The following is a 25,052-nucleotide window of genomic DNA, read 5'->3' on the forward strand; positions in this document are numbered from 1 at the left end:
GCCGGCGATGCGCGTGGACCTCTTCGATTTCGACTTGCCGGAGACCAGCATCGCCCTGCGCCCGGCCGAGCCGCGCGATGCCGGGCGGATGCTCGTGGTCCGGCCCGGCGCGCCGCTGGCCGACCGGACCGTGCGCGAACTGCCCGGCGCGCTCCGGGCCGGCGATGCCCTGGTCTTCAACGACACGCGGGTGATCCCCGCGCGGCTGAACGGCGTGCGCACCCGACCCGGCGCCCCCGGCCAGCGCACGGAGGTGATGCTCCACCTGCGCGAGGCCCCCGACCGCTGGCGCGCCTTCGCGCGTCCGGCCAAGCGGCTGACCGCGGGCGACGCGCTGCGCTTCGGCGATCTGGCGGCGACCGTTCTGGAGAGGGCCGAGGCCGGGGAGATCGTCCTGGCCTTCGACCGGGCCGGGCCCGCGCTCGACGCGGCCATCGCCGCGGAGGGCGTCCTGCCGCTGCCCCCCTACATCGCCGGCAAGCGCGCCACGGATGACCGCGACGCCACCGACTATCAGACGGTGTACGCCCGCCATCCGGGGGCGGTGGCGGCCCCGACGGCCGGCCTGCACTTCTCCGACGCCCTGCTGGCCGATCTCGACGCCGCCGGTCTGCGGCGCCACCACGTCACGCTGCATGTCGGCGCCGGGACCTTCCTGCCGGTCAAGGCCGAGGACACCGACGGGCACCGCATGCACGCGGAGATCGGCATCCTCGACGCCGCCACCGCCGACGCCCTGAACGCCGCGCGGGCCGCGGGCGGCCGGATCGTCGCGGTCGGGACCACGGCCCTGCGCCTGCTGGAGAGCGCGGCCCGCCCGGACGGGACGCTCGCGCCCTTCTCCGGACCGACCGAGATCTTCATCACGCCGGGCTACCGGTTCCGGGCAGTCGACGCCCTCGTGACCAACTTCCACCTGCCACGCTCGACGCTGTTCATGCTGGTCTCGGCCTTCTCGGGGCTCGAGACGATGCGCGCGGCCTACGCGCACGCGATCGGTGCCGGGTACCGATTCTACTCCTACGGCGACGCCAGCCTGCTCTTCCCGGGCCCGCGCGCGGACACGCCATGACCGACAGCGCTGCCTTCCGCTTCGACCTGCTGGCCCGGGACGGCACCGCCCGCACCGGCGTGATCGCGACGCCGCGCGGCGAGATCCGGACCCCGGCCTTCATGCCGGTGGGCACAGCCGCGACCGTCAAGGCCATGTATCCCGGCCAGGTCCGCGATCTCGGCGCGGACGTGGTGCTGGGCAATACCTACCACCTGATGCTGCGACCCGGCCCGGAGCGCATGGCCCGGCTCGGCGGCCTGCACCGCTTCATGAACTGGGACCGGCCGATCCTGACCGATTCCGGCGGCTTCCAGGTGATGTCGCTCTCCGCTCTGCGGAAGATCGACGAGCAGGGCGTGACCTTCCGCTCTCACATCGACGGCACCGCCCACCACATGAGCCCGGAGCGCTCCATCGAGATCCAGGGTCTGCTCGGCTCCGACATCCAGATGCAGCTCGACGAGTGCGTTCGCCTGCCGGCGGACCACGCGGCGATCGAGAAGGCCATGCACCTGTCGCTGCGCTGGGCCGAGCGCTGCCGCGTCGCGTTCGGTGAGCAGCCCGGGCGGGCCCTGTTCGGCATCGTCCAGGGCGGCGACGTGCCGGCCCTGCGCGTCGAGAGCGCCCGCGCGCTGACGGATCTCGATCTCAAGGGCTACGCGGTCGGCGGCCTCGCCGTGGGCGAGCCCCAGGCGGTCATGTTCGCCATGATCGAAACGGTGGAGCCGCACCTGCCGGCGGCGAAGCCCCGCTACCTGATGGGGGTCGGCACGCCGGACGACATCCTCGGCGCGGTCGCCCGCGGGATCGACATGTTCGACTGCGTGATGCCGACCCGGGCCGGCCGCCACGGGCTCGCCTACACGCGCCACGGACGGGTCAACCTGCGCAACGCGCGCCACGCCGAGGACACCGCACCGCTCGACGCGGCCTCGACCTGTCCGGCCGCGCGGGACTATTCCCGTGCCTACCTGCATCACCTCGTGCGCGCGAACGAGATCCTCGGGATGATGCTGCTGACCTGGAACAACCTCGCCTATTACCAGGACCTGATGGCTGGCGCCCGCGCGGCGATCCGCGACGGCCGCTACGCGGATTACTGCGCCGAGACCCGCGCGGGCTGGGCCGGCGCCGAGCGCGCCGCCGCCTGACCGGGGCTCACGGGTGCGCGAGCACGCGGTACACCCCGTCCGGGTCGTCGCGGCCGGTGGCGACGGCGCGCGCGAGGTCCGAGACGATGCGGCCCGCCACGGGCAGGCGGTAGTGCAGCGCGTCCCAGTAATTCGCGTCCCGGCTGGTCAGCGGCGAGATCCGGCGGAAATCGACCACGACCGCGCCGTGACGCGTCCCGATCATCGCGGCGCGCGCCTTGCAAGCCTCCTCGCGCCGGCCCGCCGCCGTTCCCGGCGAACCCTGCGCCGCCGCGTGGACCGGCATGAAGGCCACGATCTTCAGGGCCTCGGCGGGCACGCGACGGAGGAGATCCTCCAGGCGGTCGAGGGCCGGCATCGGTGCATCGGGCGGTTCCGCGGCCGTCCGGTCGACGCGGCCCGCGCGGATGTGGGCCTGGGCGCGACCGAGGTCGTAGCGCGCTTCCGGGGGCGTGAACACCGCGTAACCGTCGCCCCGGATCCGCGACTGCACCAGCCCGAGTTCGGCAAGTCCCGCACGGACGGCCGTCGTGACCGAGCGCAGGCTGACCTGCCGCAGGACGTCGCCGGGCGCCCGATCCGCGTAGAGCCAGTCGGGGAAGGCGTTGGCCGTTCGGGCAGGCGGATCGGCGGCGCACCACGGGGCGTCGAGACCGAACAGGACCGCGCGGATCGGCCGCCGGGACAGGAACAGCGCGGCCAGGCGCGCCTGCTCGTCGGGCGTCGCGGCGTTCACCGCCAGATTGGCGAACCGGGCGCCGAAGGCGGCATCCAGGGCCCGCGGGTCGAGGAGCCGCGCGGTCGAGGTGCCGAAGACCGCGGCGTCGAACGGCCCGCCGCGGGCGATCTGCGGATAGGAGAGCCGCTGATTGGCATCCATGATCGGTCCCGGCGGATGCCCGGGCGCGGCGCGCAGGCCGTAGGGATCGACCGCGGCCACGAGGCCGACCACCGCCACGCCCATGCCGGCAGCGCTGAGGAGGAAGCTGCGCGCGAAGGCGGCCCATCCTGCGGGTCGCCGACCGGCTCGGCTGTGAGAGGGCGAAGTCATCGGGCGGCTTCATACGCGGTTCCGAGAGCCGCGTCGCAGGCCTCGTGTCGTCGGCCGCCCCGTCTGCACGCGGTGTGCGCGGGGGCGCCGATCGTCCCGAGGGTCGCCGGCCGATCGCGACCGGCGGATCGACAAAGCGCGTGAACCGATCGGCCGTCGCCCTTATAGACTGCCCGCGGCGCCGCTCGGCATGGGTGTGCGACTTGGGGAGGCTCCATGACGTTCACCGCGCACAACATCCGCCTGGCGGACGGGTCCGAGACCTTGCCGGAGGCGGGCTGGCTGATCGCCGACAGCCCCTGGACCCAGGCAGCACTGCGCTCGCTCCGCCTGTTCTACGGCCACCGGCTGGCCGGTCGCTCGATCGTCGATCTGGGCTGCCTCGAGGGCGGGTACACGCTCGAATTCGCCCGCGCCGGGATGCGCGCCACCGGCGTCGAGGTGCGCCGCTCCAACTTCGAGAACTGCCTGCGGGTCAAGGATGGGGCGGGCGTCCCGGACCTCGCCTTCGTCAACGACGACGTGTGGAACCTCGCCGCCCACGGGCCCTTCGATGCCGCTTTCTGCTGCGGACTGCTCTACCACCTCGACAGGCCGGCCGCCTTCATCCGCCTCATGGCCGAATGCGTGCGCGACGTGATCATCTTGCACACCCATTTCGCGACCGACGAGAACCAGACCCTCTTCCAATTGTCGTCGCCCGCGGAGAACGAAGGCCTGCCGGGCCGCTGGATGCACGAGCACGACCTCGACGACACGAGCCAGCTCGAAGCGCACAAATGGACCTCGTGGAGCAACAAGCGCTCCTTCTGGCCCACCAAGCCGGCCCTGATCCAGCTCCTGAAGGAGTGCGGCTTCGACATGGTCTACGAGCAGTACGACATGCTCGGGCGCGATATCCGCGGCTCGATGGAGAGCGGCTACTACCACCAGCAGGGCCGTAGCATGTTCGTCGCCATGCGGACCTGAGCGGCCTTCAGCCTCCCGTAAAGTTAGAATTCACCATCTCGAAGGACTTGCGGTGATCGACGGAACACGATTCTAAACAGCAATCTCCGCTTAATTCCTGTGGCAGATAAATCGCGACATCGGCCTTAATTCGAAAAGTCCCGCCGCCATGTTCGCGACGAGCCTCGCCCTTTGGGTTGCAGCCATCCTGTTTCTGCTCGCCTGGTTGCATTTCCAGGAGCGCGCCACGGAGCGGTGTCGCCGCACGATCCGACCGCAGGTCGAGCGCCTGATCATCGAGAACCGTTGGATGGAACGCCATGCCCGCAATGCGGCCGCGTTCGAGGCACTCTGGGACCGGGAAGTGGCGCGGATGCACCGCGCCCATCTCGCGCGCCCGCTCCGCGCTCTCGTCGGGTTCCGCAGCTTCAAGCGGGTGGTCCGGGCCGAATTCGCGTCGATCCTGCCGGCCGAGATCGCGTCGTGGACCTTTGTCGATCACGCCATCGCCTCGCAGCCGCAGTACGAGGCCCTGATGCTGCGGTGCCTGAAGGCGGCCGGCTGGCGCTTGGACTATCAGGATCAGGAACACTTCGTCCTCCTCCGGGCTCGGACGCGCGTCGTCGTGCGCCTGCACTGGGCGGATCGCGACGTCGCGTGCCTCCCGATCTCGGACGTCGCGGCGGCGGCGGAGCGCGCGGGGTCGGCGACGGCGTGCGTGATGACCAACGGCCGGTTCAGCGGCGCGGCGCGCGCCCTGGCGGAGGAGCAGAACGTGCTGGCGCTCCACTGCTCGCAGATCGACCTGCTGCTGCCGAGGGACAAGGCGGCGGTCGCGTCCCGCGGCGCCCGCGGGCACGGCCTCCGGCTCGCCGCCTGACCGCGCGCCCGGGACACGGGTCGGGTCTCGCCCGGCGTGCTTCGGGAGGCCGACGATGACCCGAACTTCGGCGCCCGCGGGATACAGCCCTTCACGCGCCCCGATCTGTCACGCCGACGGGCATACCGGCACGGCCATCGCTGCTACGGAGAGGCGTGGTGCTCGCCAACGCATCGAGCGCCCCTGACCTCGCCCGCCCGGCTCGCCGTGGCGGGCGTATTTTTTCCGATCGGCGCAACGTTCGCTTCACCATACCGGGCGGACGCTGAGGCCGAATCGTGGTCAGCACCGTTGAGGCGCATGGATCAGTCCGCAGCGCCCAGAACGGACCACCCCGTAACCGAACAGGACGCTCTCGCCGAGTTGCCGGCGGGCGATTTCGTCACCCGATGGCGGCAGATCACCGGCGAGCCGCCGGCCATTCTCCTGACGTCACGGTCCAAGATGATCGCGCTTCTCGTGGAGAGCGTGCCCATCGCGCCGCTCACCCCGCAGGACGGCGTTTCCGGCGCGGCGGGGGCCGGACAGTTCCGGCGTCCGAACCGCGATCCGGCGAGTCCCGAGAGGTCGGGCTCGGGATAGGCCGCCGGGCGTCATCCGCGCGACCGTGCCGTATGTGGCCGCGGGCTCGTATTCCTGCTCGATGGGGCTGAGAAGGCGGGAATTTTGGTCGGAGTGGCAGGATTTGAACCTGCGACCCCCACGTCCCGAACGTGGTGCGCTACCAGACTGCGCTACACTCCGAAGGCCGCCCCGCGTCTCCGCCAGGGCCGGCGAGCGGGTGTATAGCCGCGCCTTTCCCGCACCGCAAGCGCGGCGTTGCGCCTTTTCAGCCGAGATGATCGGGCCAGTCGTCCGGGAGGCGGTGGCGGGTGATCTCAGCCCCGCCGGAGCGGACCGCCGCGGTGGCGACGTGCGCGCGCCCGCACTCGATTTCCGTGAGGCTCCACGGACCGTCCAGGTTCCAGCCCGCATCGCCGGCGGCCCGGAGAAAGCGTGGCGGTTCGGGGGGCACGCTGACGCTGAACCGGTCCAGCGGCAGCGTCAGACCGCTGCCCAGCGCCTTCACCACCGCTTCCTTGCGGGTCCACAGACCGAAGAAGCGCCGCTCCACCTCACTCCGGGGGGCTCGGGCGAGGGCCGCCACCTCGTCGGCGGCGAAATGGGCCGCCGCGATCCGCAGCGCGTCCGCGATCGGCCGCACGGCCTCGACGTCGACGCCGATCGCCGCACCGCGGGCGAGTCCGATCAGCGCGCGCGCCCCGGAATGGGAGAGGTTGAAGTCGGCGGCGCCCCGCGCCCGGCCCGCGAGTTCCGGCTTGCCCCCGGCACCGGCCGCGAGTTCCACGTCGGCCGGCGCGAGGCCGAGCGCGTCGCCGAGAACGAGGCGCAGCGCCGCGTGACTGGCGCGGAACCGATCCCGATCCGCCGCGCGCAGGAACCGGTCCGCCCGCGCGCGCTCCGCGCCGTCGAGGACGGTATCGCACCGGTCGATCTGGCGCGGGGACAGGGCGAGGTCGACGATCCAGACCTGCACCGCGCTCACGCGACACCTCGCGGGGCGGGAGCGGTGGCGCTAGCGTCGGGGGAGCGAAACGGCACGGGCGGCGATCCGGATGGGGCGGGCATGAGCAGCATCGGGTCGCGGCCGGTCTCCCGCAAGCAGCGCCGCGCCCCGTGACGCGGTCCAGCGCGGGTCGCCGCGTCGGCACCGTGGGCAGGCCGAGCCTCGGCGTGCGGCCGGTCCGCTACGGGGTGTTCTTCGCCACCTACCTCTACCAGGGCCTCGTCGCCGGTTTCTCGCTGACGGCGCTCGCCAACCACCTGGCGGCGCAGGGCGTCCCGGCAACGGAGGTCGGGATGCACTTCGCCCTAGCGGGCCTGCCCTGGACGCTGCAGCCCCTGCTCTGGGGGCCCCGCGTGGACCGCGCCGGGGACACGCGGATGGGACGGCGCCGGCCCTTCGCGGTCGCGGCGCTGATCGGATGCCACGCGACGCTGGCGCTCCTCCTCGTCGCCGGCGCCGACGCCGCGGGCGCGCTCGGACCGATCTTCCTCGTCCACAGCCTGTTCGCGTCGCTCCTCGACACCGCCTGCGACCGGATGATCATGGACCACGTCCCGGCGCAGGAACTCGGCCGGGTCAGCGCCTGCACCCGCGCGGGCTTCGTGGTCGGCACCGGCCTCAGCGCCGCCGTCTTCGGCTGGACGCTCGCGAACTGGGGCTTCGCCGCGAGCGCCCGCGGCCTGATCGCCCTCGCGATCGTCGCGAGCCTGCCGATGCTGCTGGTCCGGGAGGCGGCGACCGATCCGTTCTGGTCGCTCGAGCGCCGCGGACCGCCGCCGCGGCGGGTTCCGTTCCGCCGCTTCCTGCGCCGGACGATCGTCGCCCTGCGCCGCCCGCGGGCCCTGCGGCTGCTCGCCCTGTGCTTCGGCCTCGACGCGGCGCTCGGCCTGTTCGAGCTGCCCTTCTCGATCGACCTCCTCCAGCGGCAGGGCTGGGAGGCCGCGGGCCTGTCGCGCCTCCAGGCGATCCTGACCCTGGTGAGCGGCACGGCCGGTGCGGTCGCGGTGGGCCTCTGGTCGGACCGCGCGGGCGCGGCGTCGCCCTTGCGCGCCCTGCTCCTGGGCAGCACGGCCACCTTCGTGCTGGCCGGGATCCTGATCGGCGCCGGCCTCGTCGGGGCCGCGGCACCGGCGATCCTGGCGCTCACCAGCGTGCTGCCCGGCCTGCTGATCGTCGCCCTGATGCCGGCGCTGCTCGCGGCGAGCCGGGGCCGCCCGGGCGCGGCCACGCAGTTCGAGGTGTACATGGCGGCCATGAATCTCGGCTCGGTCGCAGGAACCGCGGTCGCGGGCTGGCTGGCCCCGGTCCTGCCGCTGCAGGCGGTCGCCGCCCTCGTCGCCGCGACGTTCTTCGCGGCCTTCCGGATGGCGGGGCGCGGCGATCTGCTCGGCGCCCGCCGGTGAGGGAATCGGGGATCGCGCGCCGGCGCCGGCTCCCCGCCGGCCGTCGATGCGTTAGAACCCCGGCATGGCCGTCACGAAATCCGAACCGCTCGATCTCGACCTCACCGCCGAGGAAGCGCGCGCCGAGTACGCGCGGCTGTCGGACGCGATCCTGGAGGCCGACCGCCTCTACTACCAGGAGGACGCGCCCGAGATATCGGACGCCGAGTACGACCGGCTGCGCCGCCGCCTGGAGGATATCGAGGCCCGCTTCCCCGATCTCGCCGGCACGGGCGGTGCCAGCACGTCGGTGGGCGCCAAGCCCTCGGAGAAGTTCGCCAAGGTGCGGCACGCCGTGCCGATGCTCTCGCTGGGCAACGCCTTCGACGACGCGGAGGTGGCCGAGTTCGTCGCGCGCGTGCGCCGCTTCCTCGGCTGGCCGGACGACGCCCCCCTCGCCTTCACGGCCGAGCCGAAGATCGACGGCCTGTCCCTGTCGCTGCGCTACGTGGACGGCCGGCTCGACACCGCCGCCACCCGCGGCGACGGCGAGGTCGGCGAGAACGTCACGGCCAACGCCCGCACGGTGCAGGACATCCCGGCGGTTCTCGCGGGGTCCGGCTGGCCGGAGATCTGCGAGGTGCGCGGGGAGGTCTACCTGTCCCACGCCGACTTCGCCGCCATTAACGCCCGGCAGGACGCGGCCGGCAAGCCGCTCTTCGCCAACCCGCGCAACGCCGCCGCCGGCAGCCTGCGCCAACTCGATCCCGCGATCACCGCGTCCCGGCCGCTGCGATTCTTCGCGTATGCCTGGGGCGAGCTGTCGGAGCCGATCGCCGAGACGCAGACCGGCGTGCTGGAGCGCTTCGCGGCCTGGGGCCTGCCGGTGAACCCGCGGACCCGGACCTTCACCGACACCGAGGCGATGCTCGACCATTACCGCGGCATCGAGGCCGACCGGGCCGGGCTCGGCTACGACATCGACGGCGTCGTCTACAAGGTCGACGACCTCGCGCTCCAGAAGCGGCTGGGCTTCGTCTCGCGCTCGCCCCGCTGGGCGCTCGCCCACAAATTCGCCGCCCAGGAAGCCACCACGGTCGTCGAGGACATCGTCATCAATGTCGGCCGCACCGGCTCGCTGAACCCGCTCGCCAAGCTCCGTCCCGTGACGGTCGGCGGCGTGGTCGTGTCGAACGCCACCCTGCACAACGAGGGCTACGTAAAGGGCGTCGGCGCCGACGGGGAGCCGATCCGCGACGGCCGCGACATCCGCGTCGGCGATACCGTGACGGTGGTCCGGGCCGGCGACGTGATCCCGAAGGTCATGGATGTCGATCTCACGAAGCGCCCGGCCGATTCGCGGCCCTACGCCTTCCCGGAGACCTGCCCGGCCTGCGGCAGCCGCGCCGTCCGCGCCGTCAACCCGCGCACCGGCCGTCCGGACGCGGTGCGCCGCTGCACCGGCGGCCTGATCTGCCCGGCGCAGGGCGTCGAGCGGATGAAGCACTTCGTGTCGCGCAACGGCTTCGACATCGAGGGCTTCGGCGAGACCTATATCGAGGTGCTGTTCGAGGCCGGGCTCGTGCGCCAGCCCGCCGACCTGTTCCGCCTCGACTTCGAGGAACTCAAGGCCGCGATCGTGGCGCGGCGCGAGGCGCTGTCGGCCGAGCGGCGCGCGGAGGCGGGAACGGCCGAGCCGCCCAAGAAGGCCGCCAAGAAGAAGAGCGACGAGGACGACAAGGCGATCCGGAACCTGCTCGCCGCCGTCGAGGCGCGGCGCGCCGTGCCGATGAACCGCCTGCTCTTCGCCCTCGGAATCCCGCAGATCGGCGAGGCGACCGCCAAGGCGCTGGCGAAGCGCTTCGCCGACATGCCGACGCTGATCGCGGCGATCCGCGAGGCCGCGGCGGCGCAGCCCGGTCCCGACTGGGTCGAGCTCACCGCCGTGCCGCGCGTCGGGGGCACCACCCGGGACCGGCTCCTCGACCTCGGCTTCCCGGAGGACGACGCGGCGCCGGCCAAGGAGCGGGCGCGCCTCAGCGCGGTGCAGCGCGAGAATCTCCTCGCCCATTACGGCGACGTCGACGCGGTGCGCGCGGCGATCGCGCGGGCCGGAGCGCAGCGTCCCGGCGATGCCTACCGGGTCTTCGCCGACGACGGCGAGATCGGCCCGGTGGCGACCGACGCTCTGCTGCTCTTCTTCTCCGAGCCGCACAATGCCCACGCCGTCGCGGCCCTGCTCGACGCGGTCGACGTTCAGCCGATGGAGCGGGCCGCCGCGGCCTCCACCTTCGCGGGAAAGACCGTGGTCTTCACCGGCACCCTGGAGAAGATGACCCGCAACGAGGCCAAGGCTGTGGCCGAGCGCCTGGGCGCGAAGGTCTCCGGCTCGGTCTCGGCCAAGACCGATCTGGTCGTGGCCGGCCCCGGCGCGGGCTCTAAGCTGAAGGACGCCCAGAAGCACGGCGTGCAAGTCGTCTCGGAGGACGACTGGCTGGCGATGGTGGCGCAGGGTTGAAGCCCGAGTCCGGGCGGCCTAGACCTCTCGGGGAACACCCCGAGAACTTCCACCCGGCATGGCTGACCCTCGATGACGGTCCTGGCCCTCGACTTCGAGACGGCCAACGAGCGGCGTGACAGCGCCTGCGCGGTGGGTCTCGCCTGGATCGCGGAGGGCCGGGTGGTGCGCCGCGCGAGCCACCTGATCCGGCCGCCCGAGATGCGCTTCGCGCCGGGCAACATCCGCGTGCACGGGATCCTGCCGGCCGACGTCGCCGACAAGCCCGACTTCGCCGCCGTGATGGCGCCCTATCTCGGCGATCTCGGGCGGGGGCTGATCCTGGCGCACAACGCGAGCTTCGACATCGGCGTCCTGCGCGCCGGGCTGACGCGGGCGGGCCTGCCGGTCCCGGACCTCGCCTATCTCTGCACGGTCCAAGTGGCGCGCCGGGTCTTCCCGGCGCCGGAGGGCTGCGGGCTCGGCAAGGTCGCGCGGCGCCTCGGTATCCGCTTCGAGCACCACGACGCCGGCGAGGACGCCTACGCCTGCGCGGAGATCGCGCTGGCCGCCATGCGCGAGCGCGCGGCTGCGGACGTGCACGCCCTCGCGGCCGCGCTCGGCCTGCCGGTCACGCGGGCGGTCCCCGCCGTGCCGCGCCGCGCGCCGGGTGCGATCAGCGGCCGGGCCCTGGCGGCCTTCCCCGACGCGCCGGCGGCCCTGCGGTTTGCCATGCGCGGCTCGACTGGCAACCGCTACCACGTCAGCCTGGAGGAGCGGCCGGGGGGCCCGGAGCTGCGCTGCACCTGCACGGCCGGCCGCTACGGCATGCGCTGCCGCCACGTGAAGGCGCTGGAAGTCGGCGACATCACCGACCTGCTCTCGGACAATGCCGGCGACGTCGCGCTCCTCGCCCGCATGCTCGGCGCGAAGGCACGGATCGCGGGCGCGGCCTGATCGGATTCAGGCCGCGTCGAGGCAGGCGCGGAAGGCCGAGACGGCGCGGTCGATGTCGGCCGCCGCGATGTGCCGATGCGTGACGAGACGCAGCCGCCGCGCGCCGAGCGGGCGCGTGCGGATGCCGGCCGCGTCGAGATCCGCGACCCAGCACGGGCTGTCCCGCCCGGTCCGCGAGAGGTCGACCTGCACGATGTTGGTCTGCGGCAGGTTCGCCGCGAGGCGCGGCAGGGCGTTCAGCCCCGCGCTCAGCTGCCGGGCGCGGTCGTGGTCCTCGGCGAGGCGCGCGCCCATGACGGTGATCGCCTCCAGGCCGGCGGCGGCCACGATGCCCACCTGACGCTGCGTCCCGCCGATCATCTTCCGCAGGCGCCGCGCCGTCGCGATCACCGGCTCGTCGCCGGCGAGCACGGCGCCGACCGGGGCGCTGAGGCCCTTCGAGAGGCACAGCGACACGGTGTCGACGTGGACCGCGACGTCCGCCGGCGCGACCCCGAGATGGGTCGCGGCGTTGAACAGGCGGGCCCCGTCGAGATGGACCGCGATACCGCGCGCGCGGGCGATCTCCGCCACCGCGGCCATGTGGTCCGGCGGCAGAACGGTGCCGCCGGCGGCGTTGTGCGAGGTCTCCAGCGCGATCATGGCCGTGCGCAGCGGGCTCGCGCCGGGCCGGAGGGCGTCCTCAAGCCGGTCGAGGTCCATGGCGCCGTCGGCCCCGGCGATCCCGTCCAGGAACACCCCGGTCAGGGTGGCGGCCCCGCGCTCGGTGTGGAGCATGTGGGCCTGGGCCTCGAGCAGGACCTGCTCGCTGCGCTGAACCTGCGCGAGGATCGCCAGCAGGTTGCCCATCGTGCAGCTCGGCACGAACAGGGCCGCCGCCTTGCCGAGCATCGCGGCGGCGGTCTCCTCCAGGGCGCGGGCGGTCGGGTCGGCGTCGAGCCCGTCGTCGCCCAGCGGGGCGGACCGCATCCGGGCGTACATCGCCTCGGTCGGCCGGGTGACCGTGTCGCTCCGCAGGTCGACGACGGACGGCGTGTCCGTCGCGTCGCGGTGATCGTCTCGCATGTCGGTCCCGCCGTCCTACCGGTACGCGGCCTCGTCGCCGGAATCGGTCGGGTTGGCCAGGGCCCGCTTGAGCACGTCGCTCATCGGCAATTCCAGGTTGATACCCTTCGGCGGGATCGGCTGCTCGAAATACTTGCCGTAGAGGCGCGCCACGGTCCCGTCCTGGATCAGCTCGACCACCGCCTTGTCGACCGCCGCCTTGAAGGCCGCGTCGTCCTTCGGCTCGAGGATCCCGTAGGGGGCGAATTCCAGGCCCTTGGTGCCGATCTTGTAATCGGCCGGCCGCTTGGCCCCCGCCACCGTGGCGTGGGCCAGGGCGTCGTCGTTGATGGCGCCGGCCGCGCGTCCGGTCTCCACGAGCAGGAACACCTCGGCGGTGTCCTTGGCGGGCATCACCTGGATGTCGAGCTTGTCGCGGACGTTGATCCGGGTGGCGACGCGCTGGGTCTCGCCGCCGGCCTGGGCCGAGATGGCCTTGCCGCGGAACGACGCGATGTCGTCGACGTCCACCGGCGTGTCCTTCTTGGCCACCAGCACCACCTGCGCCACGAAGGTGGTCGGCGCGAAGGAGACCAGCTTGTGCCGCTCGGGCAGGTTGCTGGCGGTGCCGCATTCCAGGTCGATCGTGCCGTTGTTGATCAGCGGGATCCGGGTCGCCGACATCACCGGCACGTGGCGCACCTCGAGCTTGGGCAGGCCGAGCGCGGCCTTGAGCTTCTGCGAGACGTGCTCGCATATCTCCAGCGAATAGCCGACCGGCTTGGCGTTCTGGTCGAGGAATCCGAAGGGCGGCGAGGCGTCCGGGAAGCCGAGGCTGATCTGTCCGGTGGAGCGGATCTTGTCGAGGCGGCCCTCCGCGACCGACGGCGCGGCGAGCCCGACCCAGCACAGAGTGGCCAACAGAAGCGGTAGCGTCCTCGACACGATCCGAACCCCCTCGCTATGTCTGAACCGGCGAAGCGCCCGGCCGCCCCGACAGGGAGTCGGTCCGAAGCTTTGCCGACTGATCCTAGGAGCGGCCGCGCGCGGGCGTCCAATGCCGATTCACCTGCCGAGCATGCGGATCTGATATGGCCGAGCGGCGCATGACCTTCCGGCACATCGAGGCCTTCCGGGCCGTGGTGGCCACCGGGTCCATGACCGAGGCGAGCCGGCGGCTCCACACCTCGCAGCCGCAGGTCAGCCGCCTGATCGCGCAGCTGGAGGCGATCACCGGCCTGCCCCTGTTCGACAGGAGCGGGAGCCGGGTCGTCCCCTCCCTCGACGGGACGCGGTTCCACGCGGAGGTCGAGCGCGCCTTCGTGGGCCTCACGAGCCTTGAATCTGCGGCCGCGCGGATCCGGGCTTTCGGGGCGGAGCGGCTGCGGGTGGCGGCGATGCCCCGGCTGGCGGGCGGTCTCCTCGCGCGGGCGGTCGTCCGCTTCCGGGCCGCGCATCCGGACGTGATCGTGGCGATCCATTCCGGCGACGACGAGACCGTGAACCACTGGCTCGCCACCGGCTCCTGCGACGCCGCGCTGACCATGCTGTACGGCGACGCCCCGGAGGCGCGCGCCGAACATGTCGAGACGCGCGCCTGCGTCGCCGTCCTGCCGCGGGACCACGCCCTCGCCGCGCGGGATTCGCTCGCGCCCGCGGATTTTCAGGGCGTGCCCTTCGTCGCCGCGTCGCTCGGGAGCGCCCTGCGCGGCCGGACCGAGGCCGTCTTCGAGGCCGCCGGCATCGGCCTGACCATCACCGCCGAGGCCGGCCTGGGCGCCTCGATCTGCACCCTCGTCTCCGCCGGCCTCGGGGTCAGCGTGATGAACCCGCTGGCCGCCCACGAGGAGGCGAAAGTCTCGCCGATCGCGATCCGGCCCTTCGCCCCCGCGCTCCCGGTGCATTTCGCGCTGCTGTTCCCACCGGACCACGCCCGGGGGCGGCTGATGCGGGCCTTCGGCGCCTGCGCGCGCACGGTCCTGCTGGAGGAACTCGCCCAGCTGCCGGACGCCGCGGGCGGGCGTCCGGCCGACTTCGCTCAGGCGGCGCGCTTCTCGGCGCCCGCGTAGAAGGTGCCCCCGCGCTCGGCCATCGCGGCCAGGTTGTCGGGCACGTGGAAACGGGGCCCGTGCTTGGCCTCGAGCGCCCGCGCGAGGTCGACGAAGGCCGCCGCGCCCATGAAATCGATGTACGACAGCGTGCCCCCGGTGAACGGCGCGAAGCCGAAGCCGAGGATCGAGCCGACATCGGCCTCGCGCGGATCGGTGACCACGCCCTCGCCGACCGTGCGGGCGGCCTCCAGCGCCTGGACCACCAGGAGCCGCTGTTTCAGCTCGGTGAAGTCGACGGCGTCGGGATCGAGGCGATTCGGCTGCAGGTCCTTCAGGCCGGGCCAGAGGCGCTTCGGCGCGCCCTCCGGGTAGTCGTAGAAGCCCTTGCGGTTCTTGCGGCCGAGGCGGCCCTGGTTCTCGACCATCTCGGCGAGGATCGCCTTCTGCGCCGGGTCGACGGCAGCCGGACCCACCTGCGCCTCGGTGGCCTTGGCGATCTTGAGCACGAGGTCGAGGGCGACCTCGTCGTTGAGCGACAGCGGCCCGACCGGCATGCCCGCCTGGCGGCCGGCGCTCTCGATCATCGCCGGCGGCACGCCCTCGAAGAGCATCTTGTGGCCTTCGAGGATGTAGGCGCCGACGCAGCGGTTGGCGAAGAAGCCGCGGGCGTCGTTGACGACGATCGGGGTCTTCTTGATCAGCCGGACGTAGTCGAGGGCGGTGGCGAGTGCCGCGTCCCCGGTCGCCTCGCCCTTGATGATCTCGACGAGCATCATCTTCTCCACGGGCGAGAAGAAGTGGATGCCGACGAACTGCGCGGGCCGCTGCGAGGCCTTGGCCAGGCCGGTGATCGGCAGGGTCGAGGTGTTGGACGCGAAGATCGCGTCGGGACGGATCACCGCCTCGACCTTCTGGATCACCTCGGCCTTCACCCGCGGATCCTCGAAGACGGCCTCGATCACGAGGTCGCATTCCGCGAGGGCACCGTAATCCGCCGTGGTCTGGATCCGGCCGAGCAGCGCCTCCCGGTCGGCCGTTTTGGCCCGGCCCTTGTTGATCTGGCCGGTGATGAGGGTGTGGGCGTAGGCCTTGCCCTTCTCGGCGGCCTCGACCGACTGGTCGACCAGCACCACCTCGATCCCGGCCTGCGCGGTGACGTAGGCGACGCCCGCGCCCATGAAGCCCGCGCCGATCACGCCGACCTTGCGCAGGTTCGTGGCCGGCACGTCCTTCGGGCGGCGCGCGCCCTTGTTCAGCTCGCCCATGGAGATGAACAGCGTGCGGATCATCGCCGCCGCCTCGGTCGAGCGCAGGATATGCGCGAAGTACCGGCTCTCCACCCGCAGAGCGAGGTCCATCGGGAGCTGCAGGCCCTCGTAGACGGAGGCCAGGATCGCCTTGGCGGCCGGGTAATTGTCGTGCGTCTCGCGGCGGTAGATGGCGTTGGCCGGCGGCCAGATCATCATGCCGGCGGGGGAGTAGACCTTGCCGGACGGCGCCTTGAACTTCGGCACGTCCCAGGGCGCCACCGCCGAGCCGCCCTCGCGGATCCAGGCCTTGGCGCGCTCCACGATCTCGGCCTGCGGCGCCACCGCGTGGATCAGCCCCATGCCCTTGGCCATGGGCGCGCGGATCTGCTCGCCCTTGAACAGCATCTGCAGGGCGTCGCCGGTCTGCATGAGCCGCGCGACGCGCTGCGTGCCGCCGCCGCCCGGGAACAGCCCGACCTTGATCTCCGGCAGGCCGACCCGGGTTTTCCCGTCATCGGAGGCGACGCGGTAGTGGCAGGACAGCGCCAGCTCGAAGGCGCCGCCCAGGCACAGGCCCTGGATCGCCGCCGCGAAGGGCTTGCCGCAGGTCTCCAGCCGCCGGAACAGCAGCGACAGGCGCCGGGACGCCTCGAAGAAGTGGCGCATCGCCACGTCCTCGCCCTGCTCGCCCTTCAGCTGCTCGTAGGCCCGGCCGAGGCCCTGGAGCATGGTGAGGTCGGCGCCGCCGGAGAAATTGTCCTTGCCGGAGGCGATGACGCAGCCCTTGATCGCCGGGTCGGACGCGACCTGCTCGATGATCTGCTCGAGCTGGTCCATCACGCCCTCGGTGATGACGTTCATCGAGCGGCCGGGCATGTCCCAGGTCGCGAGAGCGATGCCGTCGGAATCGATCTCGAAGCGGAAATCGGTCAGCGTCACGGTGCCGTCCTCCCTGGGTTCCGCCGACGATCCGCCGGCGCACTTGCATTAAGGTTGTGTTGAGCGCGTCCGCCCATTGTCTGCCGGCCGGGGTCACTCACCGAAAGCCGCACATGACGAAGGATTCCGGTTGCCGCGCCTGTCGCGCCGGCACCAAGCTCGACTTCGACTTCACGATGGCGTTCCAGCCGATCCTCGACCTCGCGGACGGCAGCGTCTGGGCCTACGAGGCGCTGGTGCGCGGCCCGAAAGGCGAGCCGGCCTACACGATCCTCGAGCGGGTGACCGACGAGACCCGCTACCAGTTCGACCAGGCCGCCCGCGTCAAGGCGATCGAGCTCGCCGGCACGCTGTTCCCCCGGGACAGCGCCACGCGGCTGTCGATCAACTTCATGCCCAACGCGGTCTACGAGCCGAATGCCTGCATCCGCGCCTCGCTCGAGGCGGCGCGGCGCATCGATTTCGCCCACCGCCGCATCATGTTCGAGTTCACCGAGCAGGAGCGCTTCCGGGACATCGAGCACGTCAAGGGCATCGTCGCGGCCTACCGGAAGCAGGGCTTCCTGACGGCGCTCGACGATTTCGGCGCCGGCTTCGCCGGCTTGAGCCTGCTCGCCAACTTCCGCCCGGACCTGATCAAGATCGACATGGACGTACTGCGCGGCCTCGACAGCGATTCCGGGCGCTACGCCATCGTCTCGGGCGTCGTCGCCATCGCCCGCGCCCTCGACGTCGCGGTGCTCGCCGAGGGCGTGGAGACCGCGGCGGAACTCGACGCCCTGCGCAGTATCGGGATCACGCTCGTCCAAGGCTACTACTTCGCCAAGCCCCTTCTGGAGGGGCTGCCCCCGGTCGCGGGCTTCGCCCCCTTGGCTGCCGCGCGCGCAGCCTGACGCCGGACCGACGCGCGCGGCCGTCATCGCCTACTTCGGCGCCGGAGCCGGGGCCGCGGCGGGCGGCACCGGCGGCACCGGCGGGGTGCCGGGCTTCGGCGTATTGTCGGTCGCCGCGGCCACCGCCAGCATGTTGAGAAGCTTGGTGACGGAGTTCTGCGAGATCGCGGTCACCGACGAGTTCGGATCGGCGTTCATCGTCTGGAATTTCAGATAGGTCGGGTCCGAGTAGATCTCGTCGAGGTGCTTGAGCTCGGCGAGGCTGAACTTCTCGGCGTAGTCCTTCGAGAGCCCCTGGATCATGAGGGTCCGCTGCTTCTCGAACTCGTCCAGCAGCTCCTTGCGCACCGCCTCGGCGCGGGCCTCCGGCATCGGCGCGACGGTCTTCTCCAGGGCGACGTTGAACCCGGTCTGGAGGTTCTTGATCAGGGTCTTGTTGACGAGGTTCGTGGCCGCGGCGACGCGGTCCGCGGCGTCGTCGGCGCGGGCGGTCACCGGCAGGCTCAGGGTGACGCCCAGACAGAGCGTCGCAATCAGGCGGTTCAAGGGCTTGTCTCCCGTTGTTTTATCGTCCGGACCGCGAAAGGGCCGAGCGTCGCCCGCGCCTCTAGCAGCGTTCCCGGTTTTTGGGGAGCGGCGCGGCGCCGCTCCCGGACGCGCGGGGTTCACACCCGCTCGATGATGGTCGCGGTGCCCATGCCGGCGCCGATGCACAGGGTGACCAGCGCGCGCTCCTTGCCGGTGCGCTCCAGCTCGTCCAGCGCGGTCCCGAGGATCATCGCGCCGGTGGCGCCCAGCGGGTGGCCGAGGGCGATGGCGCCGCCGTTCACGTTGACGGCCTCCGGGTCGAGGTCGAAGGCCTGGCAGAAGCGCAGGACCACCGCCGCGAAGGCCTCGTTGACCTCGAACAGGTCGATGTCGGACAGGCTCAGGCCCGACTTCGCCAGGACCTTGCGGGTGACGTCGACCGGCCCGGTGAGCATCAGCGCGGGGTCGGACCCGATGTTGGCGAAGGCGCGGATCCGGCCGCGCGGGCGCAGGCCGGCGGCCTCGCCGGCCGCCCGGGAACCGATCAGCACGGCGGCGGCGCCGTCGACGATGCCGGATGAGTTGCCGGCATGGTGGACGTGCTCGACCGCCTCGACGTCCGGATGCGCGTCCGTCGCCACGGCATCGAAGCCGCCCATCTGGCCCATCTGCACGAAGGACGCCTTCAGCGCGGCGAGCGACTGCATGTCGGTGCCGGGGCGCATGTGCTCGTCGCGGTCGAGGAGCGTGATGCCGTTCACGTCGCGGACCGGGACCACGGAGCGGTCGAACAGGCCCTCGCCCCAGGATTTCGCCGCGCGCTCCTGCGAGCGCACCGCGTAGGCGTCGCAATCGTCGCGGGTGAAGCCGTACTTGGTGGCGATCAGGTCGGCCGAGACGCCCTGCGGCATGAAGTAGGACTTGATGGCGATCGCCGGGTCGACCGGCCAGGCGCCACCCGAGGCGCCGATGCCGATGCGGCTCATCGATTCGACGCCGCCGCCCACCGCCATCTCGTGCTGGCCGCTCATGACCTGCGCGGCCGCGAAGTTCACCGCGTCGAGGCCGGAGGCGCAGAAGCGGTTGATCTGCACGCCCGGGACGTGCGCCCCGTAATCCGCCACGAGGGCGGCGGCGCGGGCGATGTCGCCCCCCGCCTCCCCCACCGGGTCGACGCAGCCCAGGACCACGTCGTCGACGAGGCCCGTGTCGAGGCCGTTGCGGTCCTTGAGGGCGCGGAGCGCGGTCTCGGCCAGCCGCAGGGCGGTGACTTCGTGGAGGGAGCCGTCCGCCTTGCCGCGCCCGCGCGGCGTGCGAACGTGGTCGTAGATGAAGGCGTCCGTCATCAGCACTCCCCCGGGGCGTCGTTCTTCGCCGGTCGGCGACGCGGCCTTACAGGGCCGTCTCGGTTCGCGCCAGTCTGCCACGGCGCGCGCGCCCTCGGCCAGCCCCGAAAGCGGGGAGCCGGCGAAGGGCGCGTGACAGCCGCGGTGATTTGGTCGTGCTGGTCCAGCTCCGGCGAGATCAGCCGGGCGCGGGCTCCCCCTACGCCCGCCCCGGACCGAACCTGCTCCGGCAAGAGCAGGCTCATCCCGGGCCCGGTGCGGGGGATTTCGCGCGTTCGACTAGTCCTGAAGCATCCGCTTCAGCAGCTCGACTTCATCGCCGAGCACCGAATCTTCGCCGATCTGCTTCTCGATCTTGCGCACGGCGTGCAGCACGGTGGTGTGATCGCGCCCTCCGAAGCGGCGGCCGATCTCCGGCAGCGAGCGCAGCGTCAGGACCTTCGACAGGTACATGGCGATCTGGCGCGGCTTCACCACCGCGGCGGTGCGCCGTTCCGACAGGATGTCGGACCGCGAGACGTTGTAGCGCGAGGCGACCAGCTTCTGGATGTCCTCGATCTTGATCCGCTTCGGCTCGCGGTTCTTCACGAGGTCGCGGATCGCGCTCTCGGCCGTCTCCATCGTCACGGCGGTGCCGGTGAGCGTGGCGTGGGCCAGGAGGCGGTTCACGGCGCCCTCGAGGTCGCGGCCGTTGGCGGTGATCGCCCGGGCCACGTAGGCCGCCACCTGCGGCGAGACGTCGAAGCCGGGATGCGCGGCCCGCACCGCGGCGAGCCGCGCCGACAGGATCGAGACGCGCAGGGCCTCGTCGAGGGCCGTGATCTCGACGACGAGGCCGCCGCCGAGCCGCGAGCGGACCCGCTCGTCCAGGGCCTCGAGCTCGGTCGGGGGCCGGTCGGAGGCGACCACGACCTGGCGGCCGGCATCGATGAGCGCGTTGATCGTGTGGCCGAACTCGGCCTGGATCGACTTGCCCTGGATGAACTGGACGTCGTCGAGGATCAGCAGGTCGATGCCGCGCAGCCGCTCCTTGTAGGCGAGCGCCGACTGGGTCTTCAGCGCGTTGACGAAGCCGTACATGAACCGGTCGGCGGTCAGGTAGATCACCCGGCGGCCGGCCTCGCGGGCGGCGTGGCCGATCCCGTGCAGCAGGTGGGTCTTGCCCAGCCCGACGCCCGCGTGGAGGTAGAGCGGGTTGTAGAGCGCGCCCTCCCCCTGGTGGTTGGCGACGCGCTCGGCGGCGGCGTGCGCCAGGGCGTTCGAGCGCCCGATCACGAAGCTCGCGAAGGTCAGCCGCGCGTCGAGCGGCGTTCCGCTGAGGTCGCCTCCGGCCTCGGCGCCGCGCGCCTCGGCCGTCGGCGCGACCGCGGCGACCGGGATCGGCGCGCTGGTCGCGTGGAGGCGGGCGAGCGGGCCGCTGGCCGGGCCGGGCTTGGCGACGCCGGCGGCCACCGGACGGACCGGGGCCCCGGTCCCGCGCACCCCGACCTCGATCCGGGCGATCTCCTCGACCTCGGCCTTGAACGTGTTGAGCACGCGGTCGAGGTAGTGCGACTCGATCCAGGACTTGAGGAAGCGGGTCGGGACCGTCAGGCGGGCCGTCCCGCCGGCGACGGCCTCCAGCTCCAGGCGGGCGAACCAGCTCGCGAAAACGTCCTCGCCCAGCTCGGCCCGCAGCCGGCGCTTCACGCGGGCCCAGGCAGACCCGTAATCGGTGTTGCCGCCGCCGTTGCGGCCCCCGTCGTCGTCGCTCGCCACCGTTCCGTCGACACGCATCACTGGCTCTCCCGACGCTGCCCACGGAATCCCGCAGGCGGCGCGTACGCACGAATTACGCCCTCAGCGTCCCGCAAGAACGGGCGGGACAGAGTCCTCTCAACGGAGTCAACCCCAGCGCGAGGAACTTTTGCCGATTGGGAGAGCCTATCAACAATTACCTACGGTTCCTTTAACAGTGGGACTTGTGGGGACGGCGCCGATTCCCATTCGCAAGTGTTCCCGTCGGGGCTGAACACGGCCGCTAGAGTCTTGGCGAATCAGATCGATTCGCATGAATCCCGAAATCGTCGTGTTTTGCTTGTCCGGTGTCAGTTTCTGTTAAGCTACACGCCGTTTCCGGACTCCGCAATCGCGCCGATTCTTGGATAGGGTTAACGCTTTCGCGCCAGCCGATTCCCGCCGCACGCGGCGGTGCCCGGACAGCGCGCACGAAAAAGCCCGGCGCGAAGGCCGGGCTGGAAACCGTCTCAGTGGTGCGTGGCGGCTTAGGCGGCGAGCGCCTTCACGCGGGCGGCGAGGCGCGAGACCTTCCGCGAGGCGTTGTTCTTGTGAACGATGCCGTGCTGGGCGGCGCGCATCATCTCGGGCTCGGCGGCGCGGAGGGCGGCCAGCGCGTCCTGCTGGTTCCCGGTGGCGATGGCCTCCTCGACCTTGCGGACGAAGGTCCGCATGCGCGAGCGGCGCGAGCGGTTGATCGCCGTGCGCTTGGCGATCTTGCGGGTCATCTTCTTGGCCGAAGCGGTGTTGGCCATGTACGTCCTCGTGTTTCTCGTCGGGCGATGCCGACGGGCCGGCTGGGCCGGAAATCGGTCGTCGCGTCAGGTTGTCTGGCGATGGCCGAGACGCAGCGCGCGCGAAAGCGCGGCCCCTCGGCGAAGCGGCTTCTATAGTCAGGGGGGGGCCGCGCGTCAACGCGCTCGGCGGCGAAACCGGATCGCGGGCCTCGGCCTCACCCCCGGGCGCCGGGACGCGTCCGGCAGGCTTCACCGAAGACGTCGGATCGCGGGAGGCCGCATCGCCGCGACGATGACGGCGGCGGCCGGCTCTCCCAGGAGCGCTCCGGCTATTCGGGCCAGCGCAGTGCCGCCGCCGCCGCCAGCGTCCCGACCACGGCGGCGATCAGCGTCAGCGCCGCCAGCACCGCGAGCGGCACGAGGAACGGCACCGTGCCGCCGCTCGCTGCCTGCGCGGCCGAGACGCCGAAGATCAGCGTCGGGATCATCAGCGGCAGGACCAGGACGGCCAGGATCAGGCCGCCCCGGCGAATCGAGGCGGTGAGCGCCGCGCCCACCGCGCCGATGAAGCTGAGCGCCGGGGTGCCGGCCAGCAGCGTCAGGGAGGTCGCGCCCATGGCGGTGCCGTCGAGCGCGACCAGCAGGCCGAAGAGCGGCGCGGCCAGGGCCAGCGGGAGTCCGGTTGTCAGCCAGTGCGCCGTGACCTTGCCGAGTACCACCAGTTCGAGGGGCACCGGCGCGGCGGTCATCAGGTCGAGGGAGCCGTCCTCCTCGTCGGCCTGGAACAGGCGGTCGAGGCCGATCAGCGTCGCCAGCACGGCGGCGAGCCACAGGATCGCCGGGCCGATCCGCGACAGCAGGTTGAGATCGGGCCCGAGGGCGAAGGGCACCAGCGCGACGATCATCAGGAAGAAGACCAGCGACAGGGCGCCGGAACCGCCGACCCGGCCGGCTAGGCGCAGGTCGCGGGCGATGAGGGCGAGGACCGCGCGAATCACGCCCACTCCTCCAGCACGTCGGCGACCGGTGCCGCCACGGCGGTCTCGATGCGCAGCTCGGCCGCGCCGGCGAGGCCGAGGGACTGATGGGTGGCGGCGATCACGAGGCCGCCGCCGGCCCGATGGCCCTCCATCAGCTCGGCGAGCACCGCCTGCGAGGCCGTGTCGAGGGCGGCGGTGGGCTCGTCCAGGAGCCAGAGCGGGCGGGCGCAGACCAGCAGCCGCGCCAGGGCCACGCGCCGCCGCTGCCCCGCCGACAGATAGGCCACCGGNCAGCGCTCGACGACGGCACCCACGAAGGCCGCGCCCGCGACGGTCGCGCCGTCCTCCGCGGCGCGGCCGCTCGCGTCGTTGCGCGGGTGACGCGCCGACGGCAGCGGCCGGAAGGTCATTCGCGCCGGGATCGGCACGCCCTCGCCGAAGGCGATGACCTCGCCGGTGCCGAGCGACGGCACGAAGGTGAGCAGGTTGGTGGCGTCCGACACGGCGGCGGCCAGGAAGGCTTGGTCGCGCGCGTTGGTCATCCGCATGGCGAACAGGGTGCTGCACTGCGACATGATCGTCGCGTCGAGCTCGGCCGGGCGCTGGGTGATCAGGCCCAGATGGACGCCGTGCTTGCGGCCCTCGCGGGCGATCCGCGCCAGGGCACGGCGGGTCGGCGTGAAGCCGACCGAGCGGTCGGCCGAGGCGAAGCGGTGGGCCTCCTCGCAGACGAACAGCAGCGGGACGGCGCCCTCGCTCCAGATGCCGAACTCGAAGGCGAGGCGGCACAGCACGCACACGACGGCGTCGACCACCTCCATGGGCAGCCCGGCGAGCTGCATGATCGTCATCGGCCGCCCGTCGGGATCGAGCCGGAACAGGTGCGCCAGGATCTCGCCCATCATGTCGCCGCCGACATTGGCGTTGTCGAACATGAAGCCGTGCCGGGGATCGTTCCGGATCGCCTCGATCCGGGTGATCAGCCGGTGATAGTGCATCCGCGAGACACGGTTCTCGAGCCGTCCCATACGCTCGTCGATGAGCGCGAGCAGGTCCTGCAGCATGTAGGGGACGGGCGTGTCGACCGTGTAGCCGGCGCCCTTGCCGAACGACCGCTTGACGATCTGGCGGTCGCTCGCTTCCTTGTACTGCCCGTACTTGCTCTTCGCGAGGGGGATCGCCTCGGCCAGGATCTCGATCTCCTCGTCGACGGCCGGACGGCCGCCGTAGATGACGTCGGCGATCTCCTCGAGGTTGAACAGCCAGAACGGCAGCTTGAGGGTCCTCGGGCTGATGACGCTCGCGCGGTCACCGAAGCTGGCGGCGTACTCGTTGTGCACGTCCAGCAGGAAGACGCGCACGGCCGGCCTCGCCCGCATCACCTCGTCCAGGATGACGGTGACGCCGCTCGACTTGCCGACCCCGGTGGCGCCCAGCACCGCGAAATGCTTGGACAGCAGGTCGTCGATCTTGATGCAGGCCGGGGTGTCGGGGTCCTGATAGAGCGCGCCCACGGCCGCCGTATTGGTCGCCGACACCTGGTGGACGATCCGGAGCTCGGCGGCGGACAGGAGTTCGACGGTATCGCCGATCGCCGGATAGCAGGTCACGCCGCGGCTGAAGCGCTGCGCGCCCTGTGTCGCGACGATCTCGCCGAGCAGATCGAGACTCGCGAAGGCGCCGGGCCGGTGGCCCTGCTCGCTGCCCGAGGACAGCGTGGTCACGATGCCGACGAGCACCGCGTCCCCGGCCCGGATCCGGACCAGATTGCCGACCGTGACCCGCACCCTGGGCCGCCCGTTCTGCACGAGGAGCTCCAGATGAACCTTCGACCCCTCGATCGATGTCACGGCGCCCATGTTCGACGCGGCCACGTCGTGCCGGACCGTTCCGTCGCCGCTCAACATCGCCCGCACCCTGCTCCGACAAGAATCGGCGCGATATTGGGCGGCGCTGATTAAAGTTCTGACAAAGAGCGAGGCGCGGCGAAACAATGCTTAACCGATGCCTTACGGATCCAG

General features: G+C 71.9%; 20 protein-coding genes and 1 tRNA gene. 9 read left to right on the forward strand and 12 right to left on the reverse strand.

Annotated features, from left to right (window positions below; all coding sequences use genetic code 11):
- Window positions 1–7 precede the first annotated feature (7 nt).
- Entirely contained in the window at window positions 8–1,072 is a 1,065-nt protein-coding gene (gene queA, locus MMR14E_RS06540) for a tRNA preQ1(34) S-adenosylmethionine ribosyltransferase-isomerase QueA (protein ID WP_331313361.1), read from the forward strand.
- On the forward strand, window positions 1,069–2,205 hold the full coding sequence (gene tgt, locus MMR14E_RS06545; RefSeq protein WP_331313362.1) for a tRNA guanosine(34) transglycosylase Tgt: 1,137 nt from the start codon (window positions 1,069–1,071) through the stop codon (window positions 2,203–2,205). The genes queA and tgt overlap by 4 nt, the downstream gene beginning before the upstream one ends.
- A gap of 7 nt (window positions 2,206–2,212) precedes the next feature.
- On the opposite strand, the gene MMR14E_RS06550 is transcribed toward tgt, so the two are convergent.
- Window positions 2,213–3,256, reverse strand: coding sequence for a hypothetical protein (locus MMR14E_RS06550; RefSeq protein ID WP_419539309.1), 1,044 nt, complete (start codon window positions 3,254–3,256; stop codon window positions 2,213–2,215).
- A 216-nt stretch (window positions 3,257–3,472) separates the two neighbouring features.
- Between MMR14E_RS06550 and MMR14E_RS06555 the strand changes: the two genes are divergently transcribed.
- Together MMR14E_RS06555 and MMR14E_RS06560 are read left to right on the forward strand one after the other, a co-directional pair.
- Complete coding sequence (locus MMR14E_RS06555; protein WP_331313363.1) at window positions 3,473–4,225, forward strand: class I SAM-dependent methyltransferase; 753 nt, start codon at window positions 3,473–3,475, stop codon at window positions 4,223–4,225.
- Window positions 4,226–4,373: 148 nt separating this feature from the next.
- On the forward strand, window positions 4,374–5,084 hold the full coding sequence (locus tag MMR14E_RS06560) for a restriction endonuclease (protein WP_331313364.1): 711 nt from the start codon (window positions 4,374–4,376) through the stop codon (window positions 5,082–5,084).
- Between the two features lie 667 nt (window positions 5,085–5,751).
- Here the strand turns inward: MMR14E_RS06560 and MMR14E_RS06565 are convergent.
- Window positions 5,752–5,828: transfer RNA gene (locus MMR14E_RS06565), tRNA-Pro, on the reverse strand.
- Window positions 5,829–5,913: 85 nt separating this feature from the next.
- A complete protein-coding gene (locus MMR14E_RS06570; RefSeq protein ID WP_331313365.1) occupies window positions 5,914–6,630 on the reverse strand; it encodes a 4'-phosphopantetheinyl transferase family protein in 717 nt (238 codons plus the stop codon).
- A 131-nt stretch (window positions 6,631–6,761) separates the two neighbouring features.
- Here MMR14E_RS06570 and MMR14E_RS06575 point away from each other — a divergent pair, with 131 nt between their 5' ends.
- The 3 genes from MMR14E_RS06575 (at window position 6,762) to MMR14E_RS06585 (ending at window position 11,487) form a co-directional block, all read left to right on the forward strand.
- Complete coding sequence (locus MMR14E_RS06575) at window positions 6,762–8,054, forward strand: MFS transporter (RefSeq protein ID WP_331313366.1); 1,293 nt, start codon at window positions 6,762–6,764, stop codon at window positions 8,052–8,054.
- Between the two features lie 64 nt (window positions 8,055–8,118).
- Window positions 8,119–10,551: an NAD-dependent DNA ligase LigA gene (gene ligA / locus MMR14E_RS06580; protein ID WP_331313367.1), complete on the forward strand. Its 2,433-nt coding sequence runs from the start codon at window positions 8,119–8,121 to the stop codon at window positions 10,549–10,551.
- 72 nt (window positions 10,552–10,623) lie between these two features.
- Window positions 10,624–11,487, forward strand: coding sequence for a 3'-5' exonuclease (locus tag MMR14E_RS06585; RefSeq protein WP_331313368.1), 864 nt, complete (start codon window positions 10,624–10,626; stop codon window positions 11,485–11,487).
- Between the two features lie 6 nt (window positions 11,488–11,493).
- Here the strand turns inward: MMR14E_RS06585 and MMR14E_RS06590 are convergent, their stop codons facing one another.
- On the reverse strand, window positions 11,494–12,552 hold the full coding sequence (locus MMR14E_RS06590; protein WP_331313369.1) for a GntG family PLP-dependent aldolase: 1,059 nt from the start codon (window positions 12,550–12,552) through the stop codon (window positions 11,494–11,496).
- 15 nt (window positions 12,553–12,567) lie between these two features.
- Entirely contained in the window at window positions 12,568–13,452 is an 885-nt protein-coding gene (locus MMR14E_RS06595; protein WP_331313370.1) for an amino acid ABC transporter substrate-binding protein, read from the reverse strand.
- Between the two features lie 185 nt (window positions 13,453–13,637).
- On the opposite strand from MMR14E_RS06595, the gene MMR14E_RS06600 reads away from it, so the two are divergent.
- Window positions 13,638–14,600, forward strand: a complete 963-nt coding sequence (locus MMR14E_RS06600) for a LysR substrate-binding domain-containing protein (protein WP_331313371.1) — start codon at window positions 13,638–13,640, stop codon at window positions 14,598–14,600.
- Here MMR14E_RS06600 and MMR14E_RS06605 read toward each other — a convergent pair.
- On the reverse strand, window positions 14,570–16,771 hold the full coding sequence (locus tag MMR14E_RS06605; RefSeq protein ID WP_331313372.1) for a 3-hydroxyacyl-CoA dehydrogenase NAD-binding domain-containing protein: 2,202 nt from the start codon (window positions 16,769–16,771) through the stop codon (window positions 14,570–14,572). The two genes, MMR14E_RS06600 and MMR14E_RS06605, sit on opposite strands and share 31 nt — an antisense overlap.
- A gap of 113 nt (window positions 16,772–16,884) precedes the next feature.
- On the opposite strand from MMR14E_RS06605, the gene MMR14E_RS06610 reads away from it, so the two are divergent.
- A complete protein-coding gene (locus tag MMR14E_RS06610) occupies window positions 16,885–17,664 on the forward strand; it encodes an EAL domain-containing protein (RefSeq protein WP_331313373.1) in 780 nt (259 codons plus the stop codon).
- A gap of 30 nt (window positions 17,665–17,694) precedes the next feature.
- On the opposite strand, the gene MMR14E_RS06615 is transcribed toward MMR14E_RS06610, so the two are convergent.
- The 6 genes from MMR14E_RS06615 to MMR14E_RS06640 form a co-directional block, all read right to left on the reverse strand.
- Window positions 17,695–18,210 carry a hypothetical protein gene (locus MMR14E_RS06615; protein WP_331313374.1) on the reverse strand — a complete coding sequence of 172 codons (516 nt, stop codon included), beginning with the start codon at window positions 18,208–18,210 and terminating at the stop codon, window positions 17,695–17,697.
- A gap of 119 nt (window positions 18,211–18,329) precedes the next feature.
- The gene (locus MMR14E_RS06620) at window positions 18,330–19,538 is read right to left on the reverse strand and encodes an acetyl-CoA C-acetyltransferase (protein WP_331313375.1); all 1,209 of its coding nucleotides are present in this window, start codon (window positions 19,536–19,538) and stop codon (window positions 18,330–18,332) included.
- Window positions 19,539–19,817: 279 nt separating this feature from the next.
- Window positions 19,818–21,314 carry a chromosomal replication initiator protein DnaA gene (dnaA, locus tag MMR14E_RS06625; protein WP_331313376.1) on the reverse strand — a complete coding sequence of 499 codons (1,497 nt, stop codon included), beginning with the start codon at window positions 21,312–21,314 and terminating at the stop codon, window positions 19,818–19,820.
- 488 nt (window positions 21,315–21,802) lie between these two features.
- A complete protein-coding gene (gene rpsT, locus MMR14E_RS06630; protein ID WP_007561677.1) occupies window positions 21,803–22,069 on the reverse strand; it encodes a 30S ribosomal protein S20 in 267 nt (88 codons plus the stop codon).
- 311 nt (window positions 22,070–22,380) lie between these two features.
- Window positions 22,381–23,049: a heme exporter protein CcmB gene (gene ccmB, locus MMR14E_RS06635; RefSeq protein WP_331313377.1), complete on the reverse strand. Its 669-nt coding sequence runs from the start codon at window positions 23,047–23,049 to the stop codon at window positions 22,381–22,383.
- The gene (locus tag MMR14E_RS06640; RefSeq protein WP_331313378.1) at window positions 23,046–24,938 is read right to left on the reverse strand and encodes a helicase HerA domain-containing protein; all 1,893 of its coding nucleotides are present in this window, start codon (window positions 24,936–24,938) and stop codon (window positions 23,046–23,048) included. Before MMR14E_RS06640 ends, ccmB begins: the two co-directional genes overlap by 4 nt.
- Window positions 24,939–25,052 lie beyond the last annotated feature (114 nt).

The organism is Methylobacterium mesophilicum (assembly GCF_036441335.1).
GTDB lineage: Bacteria > Pseudomonadota > Alphaproteobacteria > Rhizobiales > Beijerinckiaceae > Methylobacterium > Methylobacterium mesophilicum_B.

Excerpts from the sequence above, each read along its gene's own strand:
- MMR14E_RS06620 (WP_331313375.1), bottom strand. The coding sequence starts at position 19,538 with ATGACGGACGCCTTCATCTACGACCACGTTCGCACGCCGCGCGGGCGC.
- tgt (WP_331313362.1), top strand. The coding sequence starts at position 1,069 with ATGACCGACAGCGCTGCCTTCCGCTTCGACCTGCTGGCCCGGGACGGC.
- MMR14E_RS06550 (WP_419539309.1), bottom strand. The coding sequence starts at position 3,256 with ATGACTTCGCCCTCTCACAGCCGAGCCGGTCGGCGACCCGCAGGATGG.
- MMR14E_RS06555 (WP_331313363.1), top strand. The coding sequence starts at position 3,473 with ATGACGTTCACCGCGCACAACATCCGCCTGGCGGACGGGTCCGAGACC.
- MMR14E_RS06585 (WP_331313368.1), top strand. The coding sequence starts at position 10,624 with ATGACGGTCCTGGCCCTCGACTTCGAGACGGCCAACGAGCGGCGTGAC.
- dnaA (WP_331313376.1), bottom strand. The coding sequence starts at position 21,314 with ATGCGTGTCGACGGAACGGTGGCGAGCGACGACGACGGGGGCCGCAAC.
- MMR14E_RS06600 (WP_331313371.1), top strand. The coding sequence starts at position 13,638 with ATGACCTTCCGGCACATCGAGGCCTTCCGGGCCGTGGTGGCCACCGGG.
- MMR14E_RS06560 (WP_331313364.1), top strand. The coding sequence starts at position 4,374 with ATGTTCGCGACGAGCCTCGCCCTTTGGGTTGCAGCCATCCTGTTTCTG.
- ligA (WP_331313367.1), top strand. The coding sequence starts at position 8,119 with ATGGCCGTCACGAAATCCGAACCGCTCGATCTCGACCTCACCGCCGAG.
- rpsT (WP_007561677.1), bottom strand. The coding sequence starts at position 22,069 with ATGGCCAACACCGCTTCGGCCAAGAAGATGACCCGCAAGATCGCCAAG.
- MMR14E_RS06610 (WP_331313373.1), top strand. The coding sequence starts at position 16,885 with ATGACGAAGGATTCCGGTTGCCGCGCCTGTCGCGCCGGCACCAAGCTC.
- MMR14E_RS06590 (WP_331313369.1), bottom strand. The coding sequence starts at position 12,552 with ATGCGAGACGATCACCGCGACGCGACGGACACGCCGTCCGTCGTCGAC.
- queA (WP_331313361.1), top strand. The coding sequence starts at position 8 with ATGCGCGTGGACCTCTTCGATTTCGACTTGCCGGAGACCAGCATCGCC.